This window comes from Campylobacter taeniopygiae, assembly GCF_005406225.1.
GTDB lineage: Bacteria > Campylobacterota > Campylobacteria > Campylobacterales > Campylobacteraceae > Campylobacter_D > Campylobacter_D taeniopygiae.
The window spans coordinates 18,965-33,072 of record NZ_NXLY01000008.1 but is presented as its reverse complement, the minus strand read 5'-3'; the positions used below and the strand labels follow the sequence as shown (position 1 = coordinate 33,072).

The 14,108-nt window shown below is 28.8% G+C and carries 16 protein-coding genes; 4 read left to right on the top strand and 12 right to left on the bottom strand.

The window, feature by feature from the left end; all coding sequences use genetic code 11:
* Position 1: 1 nt before the first annotated feature.
* Genes cmoA through CQA75_RS05000 form a run of 10 tightly spaced genes read right to left on the bottom strand, consistent with a single transcriptional unit; the run spans position 2 to position 9,134 of the window.
* Positions 2-706, bottom strand: a complete 705-nt coding sequence (gene cmoA, locus CQA75_RS05045; protein WP_137623943.1) for a carboxy-S-adenosyl-L-methionine synthase CmoA — start codon at positions 704-706, stop codon at positions 2-4.
* Complete coding sequence (locus CQA75_RS05040) at positions 703-1,551, bottom strand: bifunctional riboflavin kinase/FAD synthetase (protein ID WP_137623942.1); 849 nt, start codon at positions 1,549-1,551, stop codon at positions 703-705. Before CQA75_RS05040 ends, cmoA begins: the two co-directional genes overlap by 4 nt.
* A complete protein-coding gene (gene tlyA, locus CQA75_RS05035; RefSeq protein ID WP_137623941.1) occupies positions 1,517-2,263 on the bottom strand; it encodes a 23S rRNA (cytidine-2'-O)-methyltransferase TlyA in 747 nt (248 codons plus the stop codon). Before tlyA ends, CQA75_RS05040 begins: the two co-directional genes overlap by 35 nt.
* On the bottom strand, positions 2,260-3,234 hold the full coding sequence (locus CQA75_RS05030) for a hypothetical protein (RefSeq protein ID WP_137623940.1): 975 nt from the start codon (positions 3,232-3,234) through the stop codon (positions 2,260-2,262). Before CQA75_RS05030 ends, tlyA begins: the two co-directional genes overlap by 4 nt.
* Positions 3,231-5,171: an NAD-dependent DNA ligase LigA gene (gene ligA, locus CQA75_RS05025; RefSeq protein ID WP_137623939.1), complete on the bottom strand. Its 1,941-nt coding sequence runs from the start codon at positions 5,169-5,171 to the stop codon at positions 3,231-3,233. Before ligA ends, CQA75_RS05030 begins: the two co-directional genes overlap by 4 nt.
* Before the next feature lies 1 nt (position 5,172).
* Positions 5,173-6,315 (bottom strand): dihydropteroate synthase, encoded by a 1,143-nt coding sequence (gene folP, locus CQA75_RS05020; protein WP_137623938.1) that lies wholly within the window; start codon positions 6,313-6,315, stop codon positions 5,173-5,175.
* Between the two features lies 1 nt (position 6,316).
* Positions 6,317-6,922: a DNA polymerase III subunit delta' gene (locus CQA75_RS05015; RefSeq protein WP_137623937.1), complete on the bottom strand. Its 606-nt coding sequence runs from the start codon at positions 6,920-6,922 to the stop codon at positions 6,317-6,319.
* 6 nt (positions 6,923-6,928) lie between these two features.
* Positions 6,929-7,465 carry a HobA family DNA replication regulator gene (locus CQA75_RS05010; RefSeq protein ID WP_137623936.1) on the bottom strand — a complete coding sequence of 179 codons (537 nt, stop codon included), beginning with the start codon at positions 7,463-7,465 and terminating at the stop codon, positions 6,929-6,931.
* Positions 7,462-8,664 carry an aspartate kinase gene (locus tag CQA75_RS05005; RefSeq protein WP_137623935.1) on the bottom strand — a complete coding sequence of 401 codons (1,203 nt, stop codon included), beginning with the start codon at positions 8,662-8,664 and terminating at the stop codon, positions 7,462-7,464. Before CQA75_RS05005 ends, CQA75_RS05010 begins: the two co-directional genes overlap by 4 nt.
* Positions 8,664-9,134 (bottom strand): RNA pyrophosphohydrolase, encoded by a 471-nt coding sequence (locus CQA75_RS05000; protein ID WP_137623934.1) that lies wholly within the window; start codon positions 9,132-9,134, stop codon positions 8,664-8,666. The genes CQA75_RS05005 and CQA75_RS05000 overlap by 1 nt, the downstream gene beginning before the upstream one ends.
* Positions 9,135-9,232: 98 nt before the next feature.
* Here CQA75_RS05000 and hemW point away from each other — a divergent pair, with 98 nt between their 5' ends.
* Positions 9,233-10,294: a radical SAM family heme chaperone HemW gene (gene hemW, locus CQA75_RS04995; protein WP_137623933.1), complete on the top strand. Its 1,062-nt coding sequence runs from the start codon at positions 9,233-9,235 to the stop codon at positions 10,292-10,294.
* Here hemW and CQA75_RS04990 read toward each other — a convergent pair.
* Positions 10,283-10,846 (bottom strand): GNAT family N-acetyltransferase, encoded by a 564-nt coding sequence (locus tag CQA75_RS04990; RefSeq protein ID WP_137623932.1) that lies wholly within the window; start codon positions 10,844-10,846, stop codon positions 10,283-10,285. The genes hemW and CQA75_RS04990 overlap by 12 nt on opposite strands.
* 109 nt (positions 10,847-10,955) lie before the next feature.
* Here CQA75_RS04990 and tatB point away from each other — a divergent pair, with 109 nt between their 5' ends.
* The 3 genes from tatB to queA are packed head-to-tail and all read left to right on the top strand — an operon-like array spanning position 10,956 to position 13,118.
* A complete protein-coding gene (tatB, locus tag CQA75_RS04985) occupies positions 10,956-11,366 on the top strand; it encodes a Sec-independent protein translocase protein TatB (RefSeq protein ID WP_137623931.1) in 411 nt (136 codons plus the stop codon).
* Complete coding sequence (gene tatC, locus CQA75_RS04980) at positions 11,359-12,090, top strand: twin-arginine translocase subunit TatC (protein ID WP_137623930.1); 732 nt, start codon at positions 11,359-11,361, stop codon at positions 12,088-12,090. The genes tatB and tatC overlap by 8 nt, the downstream gene beginning before the upstream one ends.
* Positions 12,090-13,118: a tRNA preQ1(34) S-adenosylmethionine ribosyltransferase-isomerase QueA gene (gene queA / locus CQA75_RS04975; RefSeq protein ID WP_137624004.1), complete on the top strand. Its 1,029-nt coding sequence runs from the start codon at positions 12,090-12,092 to the stop codon at positions 13,116-13,118. The genes tatC and queA overlap by 1 nt, the downstream gene beginning before the upstream one ends.
* Here queA and lpxD read toward each other — a convergent pair whose 3' ends face one another.
* The gene (gene lpxD / locus CQA75_RS04970) at positions 13,119-14,072 is read right to left on the bottom strand and encodes a UDP-3-O-(3-hydroxymyristoyl)glucosamine N-acyltransferase (RefSeq protein WP_137623929.1); all 954 of its coding nucleotides are present in this window, start codon (positions 14,070-14,072) and stop codon (positions 13,119-13,121) included.
* Positions 14,073-14,108 lie beyond the last annotated feature (36 nt).

Sequence of the window (14,108 nt, the reverse complement as noted above, 5' to 3'; positions counted from 1 at the left end):
TTTATTTAAAAGCTATAAAGCTTTCAAAATTTGCCCATTTAAAAATACTTTCTATTTTTTTAAATCCGGCATTTTTAAGCATAGAAATATTTTCTTTTTCGCTATAAGGGATTAAAACATTCTCTAAAGCTTCTCTTTTAGCAGCTATCTCAAATTTAGAATATCCTTGACTTTGCTTATAATCAGCATAAATTTCAATCACATTTTTAGACAAGAATGCATCCTCAAAAAGTATTTTTTCACTCATAATAAAAATACCATTTTCATTTAGGTTTTTATGAATTTGATTTACAAGCTCTTGCCTCTTTGGAGGTCTTATAAATTGTAAAGTATAATTTGCAATAAAAACATCGCTACTAAAAAAATCAAATTCGCATAAATTACCTTCAATAAATTCTATATTTAAGCCGTATGCATTGGCTTTTGATTTTGCTATTTCAAGCATAGGTAAAGAATTATCCACTCCAAAAAAGCTAAAATCCTTTCTTAAACTAGCTAAAAAAATCAAAAAATTAGCACTAGAACAACCCAAATCGCAAACTTTAGCACCATCATTTGCAATCTTAGCGATCAACTTAGCACAAAGTTCTAAATTTTCTTTATAAAAAGGCACAGAACGATTAATCATATCATCAAAAACACTGGCTACATTTTTATCAAATTCAAACTGTTTTTTTGGGCTTTCTTTAAAAATTTCATCTTTCATTTCAAATCCTTTAAACGATCTTGAGCTAATTGTATATCTTGAGAAATTTGCTTTTTTAATTGTGTCAAATCTTCAAATTTGTGATTTTCTCTTAAAAAAGATATAAATTGAATTTCTATCATATCTTTGCAATTTATATCTTGATCAAATTTTTCTAAAATATGGCTTTCTATGGCAAATTTTCCATCACTAGAACGCAATCCTAAAAAACTCACACTTTTATAAATTGCATCTTTTATTTGGGTTAAAGTGGCATAAACACCTTCTTTGGGTAAAACATAATCATCGCATTGTAAATTTAAAGTTGCATAAAGCTCTTTTGATCCAAGCCCCTGCCCTTTAACATGTTTGCCTTTTATAGAATAATTTCTTCCTAAAAGAAGATTTGCTTTTTCAATTTCACCTTTGGCTAAAAATTCCTTAATCAAGCTTGTATGCACACTCATTCCATTGATACAAAACTCATCCACTATGATCGTTTTTATCCCACTTAGATTTTCTATATCTTTGGCTTTATAAGCTTTATTTTTACCGAAACAAAAATCATAACCGACAATAATGCATTTTAAAGAAACAAATTCTTTTTTTAAAAAATCTAAAAATTCTTTTCCGTCTAAATTTTTAATACTTTCAAAATCAAGTTCTATGATTTGTTTATTTGATAGAATTTGCTTTTCTTTATGGGTGCAAAGTTTTCTACCTTGAAATTTATCCACGATTAAAATCGCACCAAAGTCGTCCAATAAATTAATAAGCTTTTGATGTCCTAAGTGCAAACCATCAAAAGAACCGATGGCTAAAGATTTGATTTTATTTTTTGCTATAGTGGTAAAAATATTCAACATTGCCCTCTTTTCCTTTTATCTTAGACTCTTCACAAATTTTTAAAATCCACCCCAAACGAATACAAGCTTTTTCAAATTCTTTTCTTGCTTTTTGAATTTCTTTTTCATCTTTAACAACACCTTTTTTATTTCTTTTTGCATTTTTTCCAACCTCAAACTGGGGCTTAAAAAGTAAGATTATATCCTTTAAGGCTAACTGATCAATATAAAATATCAAGTGATGTAAAGAAATAAAACTCACATCACAAGTGATAATTTCAAATTTTTCTTCACTTTTAAATACTCTTAGATCCGTATTTTCAACGATTTTTATTTTAGCATTATCTCGCAAACTTGGATGAAGTTGATTATCTCCCACATCCAAAGCAACGATTTTTAAAGCTTGTTTTTCTAATAAAATTTGCACAAATCCACCCGTGCTAGAACCTACATCTAAACAAATTTTATTTGATATATTTATATCTTTATCCTCTAAAAAACTCTTTAATTTAAAAGCAGCCCTTGAAACATAAGTTTTATTTAAAAGTTCTAATTTCAATTCTTTGGAAAATAAAATTTCTTCTTGAGTTAATTCTTGATTAAGTAAATTTTTAACATCAAAAGAGGGTTTAAATTTTTTAAAATTGAGCAAAATTTCTTCATTTTCTATAAGCTCTAAAGCTTTATTTCTACTGATATTTAATCGCTTTGCTACAAAAAGATCGTATCTCATTTTAAGCTTTCATTGAGAGATTTTTGCAAATCTTCTTTTTCTTTGGAAAACCACCATATGCCAATTTCAAAAGCATTTTTATTTAAAATTTCCCTGATTTGTTTTAAATTTTTATCCCATTTGATTTTATCTTCTTTTAAAGTACTTAAATTTTGTTCCCTTAGTAAAGAAAAATTATCCATCATCGTTAAAATTTCTTTATGGTAAGGTTTTATGTTTTGGTTTTTACTTTCTTTGGAAAGAAATAAAGCAATTAAAATTATAAAAGAACTGGCAAAAATATAAATTTTGTTTCTTTTAAAAGCAAAATTATAAAGATAAGCAACAAAAAAAGAAAATACAAAAAAATTAAAAAAATTAAAAACAAAGTTAAAAATTCTAAACCAAAAAATTCCAAAATAGGATAAAAAGTATTCTTTCAAAGCATTTATAATTGCTAAAAATTGAGAAATTAAGTCAAAAAATAAGGAACTTGAATTTTTATAATAAACTATATTTTGATGAAAATCATATAAATTAAATATAGTTTTAACATTAAAAAAAAGATCAAAAATGCTATAAAAAAGTGCCGTAAAAAAACTCGACATAAGGATGATAATAAAATCAGTATAAGCATTATTGACTAGCTGAAAATAAAGTTTTTTTTTGAAAAAAACCAACAATAAAGGTAAGATTATAAATAAAAAAATATAATCTTGTCTTTGAGAGGCTAATAAATTTAAAGATAAAGAAAAAATAGCAAATAAAGCTACAAAAAAACTCACAATATAAATGTATAAATTTCTAGAAGTGATTTTATAAGCTAAACTATTTTTAATCAATACTGCCTCTTTTATGATGCTTTTTCTAAAATTTAAAAAACCAAAAAATTCCTTTAAAAAGGCATAAAAAATAAAAATTAAAAAAATAAAAGCATAGCTAAAAAACTGCCATGTTAAAATAAAAGCAAATAAAGCCAATAAAGCGATCATTTTATCAACTCTTGAAAATCACTTTCATTGATACATTTAACACCAAGTTCTTTTGCTTTGTTTAGTTTAGAACCTGCTTCTTCTCCAAAAAGCACAAAATCTGTTTTTTTAGAAACTGAACCACTGACCTTTCCACCTAATTTTTCTATTAAGGTCTTAAAATGATCTCTTGGCCTAGAAAGTGTTCCAGTAATTACAAAAGTTTTTCCTAAAATAGAACTCTCACTTTTAATCTCTAAACGCTCCACTTTTAATTTTAAAATATGATAAAACTCACAAATTCGGCTTTCATTCACACGAGTAAATTCACATAAACTAGCCGCCATTTGCTCACCAAAACCCTCTAAATTCGCATAAGATTCAAAATTTTGCTTATACCAATCTAGACCAAAACTCGAACTTAGCTTTTTAGCTGCTACCTCTCCAATATGCTCAATTCCTAAAGCTGTGATGAAACGAAATAATTCACACTCTCTTGCATTTTCTATAGCATTTAAAATATTATTGATTTTCTTTTCCTTAAAGCCTTCTAAACCTTTAAAATCTTCATATTTTAAAGAAAAAATACTCTCAATTGTATTAATTTTTTTATTTTTATATAAAAGCTCAACTATATTTTCACCAAGCCCATCTATATTTAAACACTTTTTAGAAACAAAATGTATGATCGAATTTAAAAGCCTATCGGTGCAATCTATATTTTGACATTTTATAAGTGTTCCTTCATCTAAAAGCTCACCTTGACAGGTAGGACAAAACTTAGGACGCAAGATATCAAATTCTAAACCATCGCGTCTTTCCTTAAACACTTTAGTGATTTTAGGTATCACATCTCCACTTCTTATAACACTAACAAAATCATTGATTTTTACATCCAATCTTTCAATTTCATCAAAATTATGCAAAGTAGCAGATTTTACCACAACCCCATCTAAATTTACAGGTTCTAAAACAGCAACAGGAGTGATCACTCCACTTCTTCCCACTTGTAAATTCACCCCAATTAAACGCGTTGTTTTTTCAAGCGCTGGAAATTTAAAAGCCGCCATGAATTTTGGAAATTTAACCGTATAACCAAGCTCTTTACAAAGTGCTAGATCATCAACTCTAACTACCATACCATCCATCATCATAGGTTTTTGATCTCTTAAAGATAAAAGCTCCTTATAGGATAATAAAACCTCATCTAAGTCTTTACAAAGTTTTACAAAATCATCTTTTAAAAAACCGAGCTCTCTGATAAAATTCATTACTTCACTATGTTTTTTAAAATTTAAAGAATTTTCTCCAACTCCCCAAGGATAAAATTTTAAATTCCTTTCTTTAGTAATTCTTGTATCAAGTTGTCTTAGGCTTCCGCTGGCTGCATTTCTTGGATTAGCAAATAAACTTTGATTTAACTGCGCTCTTTTTTCATTGATTTTTTCAAAATCATCTTTTAAAATCACAACTTCGCCACGGATCTCGATTTTTTCTTTATAAGAAATGGTTTTTGGAATATTATCAATCTCAAAAACATTTAATGTAATATCCTCGCCTACCTCGCCATCACCTCTTGTAGCACCACTGATTAATTTACCATTTTCATAAAGCAAATTTAAACTCGCTCCATCAAATTTTGGCTCTATAAAAAAATTATTTTCACACTTTGCACGTTTTGCCCAAGCTCTTAATTCCTCCTCATCAAAAACATCTTCCATAGACCACATGCGACTTAAATGAGTGATTTTTTTAAACTCACTCTGTATAGTAGGAGCTATTTTTTGCGTTGGTGAATTAGGTGAAATGTCATTTTCATTTTGACTTTCAAAGGCTCTTAATTCTCTAATCAAAGCATCGTATTCCTCATCACTTGCCAAAGGCTCATCTTTTTCATAATATGCCCTCATCCACTCATTAGCCAAGGCTACTTTTCTTAAATATTCTTCTTTAGTCATCTTAAACTCCTATATTTCTCATAGCATTTGCCAAGGCAAAAAGCTGTTGGTGTTCATACAGATCATGTACTCTTATAATACTTGCTCCATTTTCAAAAGCTTTTAAATGTAAATACAAAGTCCCTGCCAAACGATCCTTAATCTCACTTGGAAAATAAGCATTTATCATACTTTTTCGACTTGCCCCTATAAGCAAAGGCTTTTTAAATTGCAAAAAATGCTCCAAATGCTTGATCAAAATCATATTATGCTCCGCACTTTTTCCAAAACAAATACCTACATCCAAAATACTTTCTTTTACTCCGTATTTATCCAAAATTTCAAGTTTTTCCTCAAAAAACAAACTGATTTCATCAAGCACATCTTCATAATAAGGATTATCCTGCATAATACTTGGATCTTTTTGTATATGCATCAAACAATATTTTGCCTTATATTCACTTGCAAGCTTGGCTAAATTTTCATTTTTTAAGCCCGTGATATCATTGATCAATTTAAAACCTCTATCTAAAGCATATTTTAAACAATACTCATCAAAGCTATCCAAGCTAAAAATACTTTTTTCATAATATTTTTTTGCATGAATTAAATCAAGAATATTTTTAAGCCTTTTAAATTCTTCCTCTTTGCCACAATAATAACTCCCAGGTCTTGAACTCACCGCACCAATATCTATATAATCAGGACTTAAAGCTAAAATTTCATTGAGTTTTTTTTCAAATTCATCTTCACTGACGCGACTATTAGCATGAAAGCTATCTTCATTGATATTCATAACCGCCATGAGTTCTACTTTTTTAGGCTTTAAAAAGTCTTTTTCCAAAAAAAGAGCTAATTTTTTAAGTCCGAAATCTTGCAGTTTTTCTTTTGATATTAATTTTTGAATTTGTTCTTTTGTGGCCATTAAAAGGGCATTAGAATAAGTTATTTTTGCTGTAATAACCTCTTTGTGGGTTATTAATTCAGCTCCTACTCTTAAAGCATCTTGTTTTAAAATATTTGCAGCTGCCGTGTTTAAATTTTTAATCAAAACAAAATGAATTTGTGTCTTTTGACTCATGATTTTTTGCCCAAATTGATGAGGGTTAATAAAAGAACAAATTATCTTAAAATCTGTATCAGGATTGATTTTATAAAATTTCATTTTATTTCTTTGTATAAAAATTAAGCAAAAGAGTGGTTAAAATCAAAGAACTTTTAGCATTAAGCTTTGCTAACTCATAAGCTTCATAAAAAAATTCAAGTTCTTGTGCATTAAAATCTTTTATTTTGACCATTTGTTCTGCTAAAAGAGTGATTTTTTCCATAAGTTCATTTTTGTCTAAATTTTCATTTTCTTGTAAAAATTCAAACATTATTTTCAAATCCATTTTATCCAAATCTAAATTTAAATGATTCTTTGTTTTTTTTACATCACGCTTTTCACATATAAGACGCGATTTTATCGTGGGCAAAAGTAAATTTTTAGAAGGGACAACTATAAGAAATTTAATATTTTTAGGAGGCTCCTCAAGGAGCTTTAATAAAAAATTTTGTGCTTCTATTCTAAAATTATGTGCCATTAGAACAATAATTTTTTCATCAACTTCTGCTATATAACTTTCTTTTTCAACCAATCTTGCATCATCAAGTAAAAAATCATTTGCAGGAGTTTTAGGAATAAATCTTAAACGATTATATCCATATTTTTCAATCATTTCTTCTTTGATACGCTCAAAATCTTCACTGATTAAAATCTTACTCGCAAACACAAAAAATTATCCCAAACTAACTTTAGAAAACAAAATCGCATCTAAACTTAAATCCAAAAGTTTATAAAGACTGATAAGCTTAACATCAAGATCTTTATCTTTAGAGTTAAGAAAAAAGCTATTTTGCAATTGTTCATCAAAAAGCCATAATAAACTATCATTTTTAGATTTAGCGATTAAAGCTTTTTCATCCATAGTAGAACCTATATAAAAATACACATAACCATTAGGAAAAGTGATATCAAGTAAATCATTAAGCAAGGCAATTTCTTCTACTTTTTGTATCTTTTTTTTGCATAAAGAATTTAAAGAAACAAAAGGTAGCATAGGACGATTTGCTTTTGCATTGATATTTTTTAAAAAATATTCCTCATACCAAGATCTTTGCTCATCACACATCAATACAAAAGTACGCCCTTCAAGCAAATATTTAAGCTTAACTTGCATCAAAGGCGCCCATTCTAAACGACGAGACTCCATCCACGCCATAAAAGTTCCGCCATTGCGTATATTTTCAAGCGTGAAACTTAAAAAATCACTCATTTATCAAGCTCATAACATTCATGAAGTGCCCTTACAGCAAGTTCTCCGTATTTTTCATGCACTATCATAGAAATTTTTATTTCACTGGTAGAAATCATACCTATATTGATATTTTCATCTGCCAAAGCTTTAAAAGCTCGACTTGCCACACCAGAATGAGACTTCATCCCAACACCCACTATAGACACTTTTACCACAGCACTATCACTTTCTACTATAGTATCTGCATGTAAAATTTTCTTCATAGCATTTTTGGCTAATTCTAATTCATTTTGAGGCACAGTAAAACCTAAATTAGTCGCTCCATCTACTCCCACATTTTGAATAATCATATCCACATTGATATTTTCATCCGCTAAAACGGAAAAAATTTCAGCCGCAATTCCTGGCTTATCTTCTACATTTCTTAAAGTTACTCTTGCTTGATTTTTATCCAAAGCAATACCACTAACTAAAGCTTTTTCCATTCCATCCTCTTTTGTTATATTTGTTCCTTGATTATTATTAAAACTACTTCTTGTGACTAAATTTACATTTAATTTTTTAGCAAGCTCAACTGAACGATTTTGCAACACTTTAGCCCCTAAACTTGCAAGCTCAAGCATTTCTTCATAAGAAATTTTATCAAGCTTTTTAGCCTTGGGTTCTATACGTGGATCAGTTGTATATACTCCATCAACATCGGTATAAATTTCACACAAATCCGCATTTAAAGCTCCCGCCACAGCAACAGCACTCAAATCACTTCCACCACGTCCTAAAGTCGTCACATTGCCTTCTTCATCTACACCTTGAAATCCAGCAATAACGACAATTTTTCCTTCATTTAAGGCTTCTTTTATAGCTCTAGAATCAATATAAGAAATCCTAGCTTTCGTAAAAACACTATCTGTGATAATACCTGCTTTTCTTCCTGAAAAAGAAATAGCATTAAATCCTTTTTCATTTAAAGCGATAGAAAGTAAAGCACTCGTAACACGCTCTCCGCTACTTAAAAGCATATCCATATCTTTACCATTAGGATTTGGACTAAAATATTGTGCTTGCTCTATGAGAGTATTAGTAACTCCACTCATAGCAGAAACCACAACGACTATTTGATGTCCTTGTTTTGCACTCTCTATAACACGATTTGCAACCGCTTCAATACGTTCTAAGCTACCAACACTCGTTCCACCATATTTTTGAACTATAAGCATCAGATATAACCTTTCTCTTCAAAATACTTTATCACCTTGACATAAATATTTTTTTTAAAATGATGAATTATCTCAAAAACTTGTTTCACCTCAACAAATTGATAAGCACTAAATTCGGGATGTTTTGTTTGTATATTGATCTTGGAATTATCCTTTAGGCGCACCAAAAAATATTTTTGAATTTGTCCATCATAAGGATACATTTTTTGGGCAACTCTTTCGGGAAAATCATAGCTTAGCCATTCTGGGTATTCAGCGATGATTTCAACCTCATCAGTGCCAATTTCCTCTTTAAGCTCTCTTAATAAAGCATTTTTTATTTCTTCGCCCTCATCAATACCACCCTGTGGAAATTGCCAAACATTATCCATATCGCTTCTTTTGGCTATAAAAATTTTACATTCCAAAGGATAGGAACTTGATAAAACAATAGCCGCGACATTTGGTCTATATTTTTTTTCTTTTTCCACTTTTCTTCCTTAACCATCTTAAGAAATTATTTTAACTTAAATCAAATCAAAATTTGATTAAAATTAGCAAATTTTAATTAAAATTATTTGGGTTATTTATGCATTTTTATATTCATATTCCTTTTTGCGAAAGCAAATGTCATTACTGTGCTTTTACGAGTTTAAAAAAAGAAAATTATGAAAAATCTTATTTTAAAGCTCTAAGCAATGACATTGATTTTCATCTTAAAAAATTTAACATCCATCGCAATCAAATAAAAACGCTTTTTATAGGTGGTGGAACGCCAAGTTGTATTGATGCAAACAATTATGAATATATCTTTGAAATTTTACATCCTTATTTAGCTAAAAATGCGGAAATTTCATGCGAGGCTAATCCAAATTCAGCGACTTTAAATTGGCTTAAAGCTATGAAAAATATAGGGATTAATCGCATTTCTTTTGGAGCACAAAGTTTTCATTCTGAAAAATTAAAATTTCTTGGAAGAATTCACAATCAAGAAATGATTTTTAAAGCTTTAGAGAACTCACATAAAGTAGGATTTGCTAATATCAATTTAGATTTGATTTATGATACTAAAATGGATAATAAAAAAATGCTTGAATTTGAACTTTTAAATTTAGAAAAAATCAAACCCTTAATCACTCATTTAAGTGCTTATAATCTAACTATAGAATCAAAAACTGCTTTTGCTAAAAAAGAAAATTTTAAAAAAAATGCTCCTAATCTAATGAAATTTTTTATCCAAGAAATAACAAAACTTGGCTTTTTTCAATATGAAATCAGTAATTTCTCCAAAAATAAAAACTCAATATGCAAACACAATCTTGGATATTGGAAAGGTAAAGATTATATAGGATGTGGCTTAAGTGCAGTAGGATTTTATAAAAATCAACGTTTTTATACGGCTAAAAATTTAAAATCCTATATAAAAGATCCTACTTTTAGAAATATAGAAAAACTAAGTCCGCAAGATTTAAATTTAGAACATCTATTTTTAGGACTTAGAAGCATAGTAGGCATCCAAGAAAAAAAATTAAATTTAAAACAAAAAGAAAAAGCTAATTTGCTCGTAAAAGAAAAAAAACTTGAATTGAAAAAAGGGATTTATTACAATCTTAATTTTTTAATCAGCGACGAACTTGCTTTATACTTTTAAATTTTCATAGAAATGTTTATGTTTCTCTTTATAAACCTCGTAAATTTTTTGTCCTTCTTTAAAATTAAATTGATACATTCTAAAAACCACTTCTATGTTTTTAGGAGTCCAAAACTCATAATAGCTATATTGGTAAGTCATGCCTATTTTTTGCATTACTCTACCACTAGCAATATTATTTACATCATGTGTTGCCGTTATGTAGTCAATTTCACCCTCTTTTTTTAGATATTCTAAAAACATTTTACACGCAGAGGTTATAATACCTTGATTATGAAATTTTTCTCTCAAAGCATAACCTAAATCATTTGCTTTGTTTTCAAGATTTAAATGAATATAGCCTAACATTTCGTCATTTTCTTGAGAACATATTGCGAAACGATATTTTGATTTCTGATCACTTGCTTTAAGATAAAATTGCTCTAAATGATTACGAGTTTGTTCTACAGTCTGAAAAACAAACCAAGGTAGATATTTATTAACTTTTTCATTGCTTAATAAATCATGCAGATAATATAAATCTTTAAGCTCAAAAGGTCTTAAAATAATCACAACAAATAGTCCTTTATTAATTTCTAAAATATTTTAACACAATTAATTTTAAAGTAATTAAAATTAATGTAAAATTATTCTTTATTCCTTAAAATCAAAGAAGTTATAAATGAGTTTTGGTGAAATTATAATTATTTTAGTGGTAGCGATTTTAGTTTTAGGGCCTGATAAACTTCCAGAAGCTATTGTACAAGTAGCTAAAATTTTAAAGGCTTTAAAGAAAAATATAGATGATGCAAAATCAAGCATAGAAAAAGAAATTCGTATCAATGAACTTAAAGAAGAAGCTAAAAAATACAAAGATGAATTTTCTTCAACCAATCAAAATATAAGAAAAAAACTCAGCTTTGAAGAATTTGATGATCTTAAAAAAGATATTTTAGAAAAAACTAAAGTGGATTTAACTTTTGATAGCAGAGAAAACAATACATCTCAAAACCTTAGCGGACAAAATTTAACTCCAAATGAAAAACCTAAACTTACCTCATTAGATGAAAAAGTGGAAAAACAAGATGTTTGAAGAATTAAGACCCCATTTAATCGAACTTAGAAAGCGTCTTTTTATCAGTGTTGTTGCTGTTATTGTATTATTCTTAATATGCTTTGGCTTTCGTAATTATATTTTAGAAATTTTAAAAGCTCCTCTTGTAGAAGTTTTACCTGAATTTTCAAAACACATCAATGTTATTGAAATGCAAGAAGGACTCTTTACCACCATTAAAGTAAGTTTTTTTGCTGCCTTTGTTTTTGGCATCCCTATTATTTTTTGGCAATTTTGGAAATTTGTCTCTCCAGGACTTTACGACAATGAAAAACGTCTTGTAATCCCTTTTGTAAGTTTTGCAAGCGTTATGTTTGCCTTAGGAGCTTGTTTTTGTTATTTTATTGTTGTGCCTTTGGCTTTTAAATTTTTAATCAATTTTAGTGTTAATGAAGGTTTTAATCCTGTCATTACTTTAGGAACTTATGTCGATTTTTTCATTAAGGTTATTATAGCTTTTGGTTTGGCTTTTGAAATGCCTGTTATTGCATTTTTCTTTGCAAAAATAGGTTTAATTGATGATTCTTTTTTGAAGCGTCATTTTCGCATCGCTGTTTTAGTTATTTTTATTTTTTCTGCTTTCATGACACCACCTGATTTCTTATCTCAATTTTTAATGGCAGGGCCTCTTTGCGGACTTTATGGACTCTCTATTTTAATTGTTCAAAAAGTCAATCCAGCCTCTAAAGAAGATGCAGAGTGATCGATCAAGATTTATTTCTCTCATCTTATGATTATCATTTACCACAAGAGCTTATAGCAAATTATCCAATAATCCCTAAAGAAAATGCTAAACTTTTGGTTTATGAAAGAAAAAATCAAAAAATTTTCCATACCACTTTTGCTAATCTAAAAGATATTTTACCCGATTGTGCGATATTTTTTAACGATACAAAGGTTATTAAAGCAAGAATTTATGGAAAAAAATCAAGCGGTGGCAAAATAGAACTTTTTTTACATCAACCTTTTTTAAATTCAAAAAAACCAAGCTTTATAGTTCAAATTAAAGGACGTGTAAAAATCAATGAAATTTTGCATTTTGAAAAAAACTTAACAGCAGAAGTTATTGAAATTCTAGAAGATGGAATGCGTAAAGTTTGTTTTTATCAAAATGATAAAATCTTAAACACAAATGAACTTTATGAACTTCTTGATAAAATAGGACATATTCCCTTACCTCCTTATATCAAAAGAGCAGATAATGTCGATGATATTAAGGATTATCAAAGCATATTTGCTAAAAATTTAGGTGCGGTGGCTGCTCCTACGGCAAGTTTGCATTTTAGCGAAGATATGATTAATGATCTAAATAAAAAGCATGAAATTTATCATCTGACTTTGCATGTAGGCGCAGGCACTTTTAAAAATGTAGAATGCGAAAACATACAAGAACATAAAATGCATAGCGAATTTTTTAGTATCCCAAAACAAGCTTGCAAAATTATTGACTCAAAAAAACCTATTTTAGGTATTGGAACCACGGTAACAAGAAGTATAGAATATTACGCAAGAACGCATAAAGAAAATGGATTTTGTGATTTATTTTTGCACCCAAATAATCCGCCTATAAGACAAAATTATCTTTTAACTAATTTTCACTTGCCTAAATCAACTCTTATTATGCTTGTTTCATCTTTTATAGGCAGAGAACAATGCTTAAAACTTTATGAGTTAGCCATAAAAGAAAAATATCGATTTTACTCTTATGGCGATGCTATGCTTATTTTATAATCATTCTTTAAATTTTATAGCAATTTTAGCTTGAAGCTTAAGCCAATCTTTTTGAAGCATGATAGGGAAACCTCCATAAACTCTACCTCCTTCAAGGTTTTTGCTTACTCCACCTCGTGCGGCTATTGTACTAAAATCTCCTATTTTTAAATGCCCACTTGTAGCACTTTGACCACCCATAATCACATTTCTTCCTAATTGACTTGAACCTGAAATACCTGTTTGTGCCACAATGATACAATTTTGTCCAATATCACAATTATGCCCTATTTGAACAAGATTATCTACTTTAGTTCCTGCTTTAATAATTGTACTATCAAATACAGCTCTATCAATTGTCGTACAAGCTCCAATTTCTACAAAATCTTCCAAAACAACATTACCATTATGATAAATTTTATAATGCTCTCCATTTTTATTGTGCGCATAACCAAAGCCATCACTTCCTATAACGCAATTTGCTAAAAGATGACATTTTTTTCCAATTTTAGTATCATTATAAATCACTACATTAGGATGGATGATACTCTCATCTCCTATGCTGACATTATCCCCGATATAAGCACCAGCCATAATGACTACATTTTCTCCAATATCAACATTATTACCTATATAAACATTAGGCATAATTTTAGCACTCTTGGCAATATTTTGCTTTTTTTCTTTAACTTGCTCAAACAAAGGTTTTGCAAAAAGCTTACTTAAAAAAGCGAAACTTAAATGTGGGTTTTGAGTGATCAATACTTTCGTATCTTTTGGAACCAAATTTTCATATTCTTTAGTTACCAATATCGCAGCAGCTCCAGTATTAGGAATATCTTTAGCATTTTTTTCTCCATCGCAATACGTTAGCTCTGTAAAATTTGCCCTTAATAGAGAATTTAAAGCAGTGATTTCAATATCTTCATCATAATATTCCAAACTTAAAAATTCCGCTATTTCTTTTAATTTCATTTTATTCCTCTAAAAAATACAATCATCTAAAAAAAT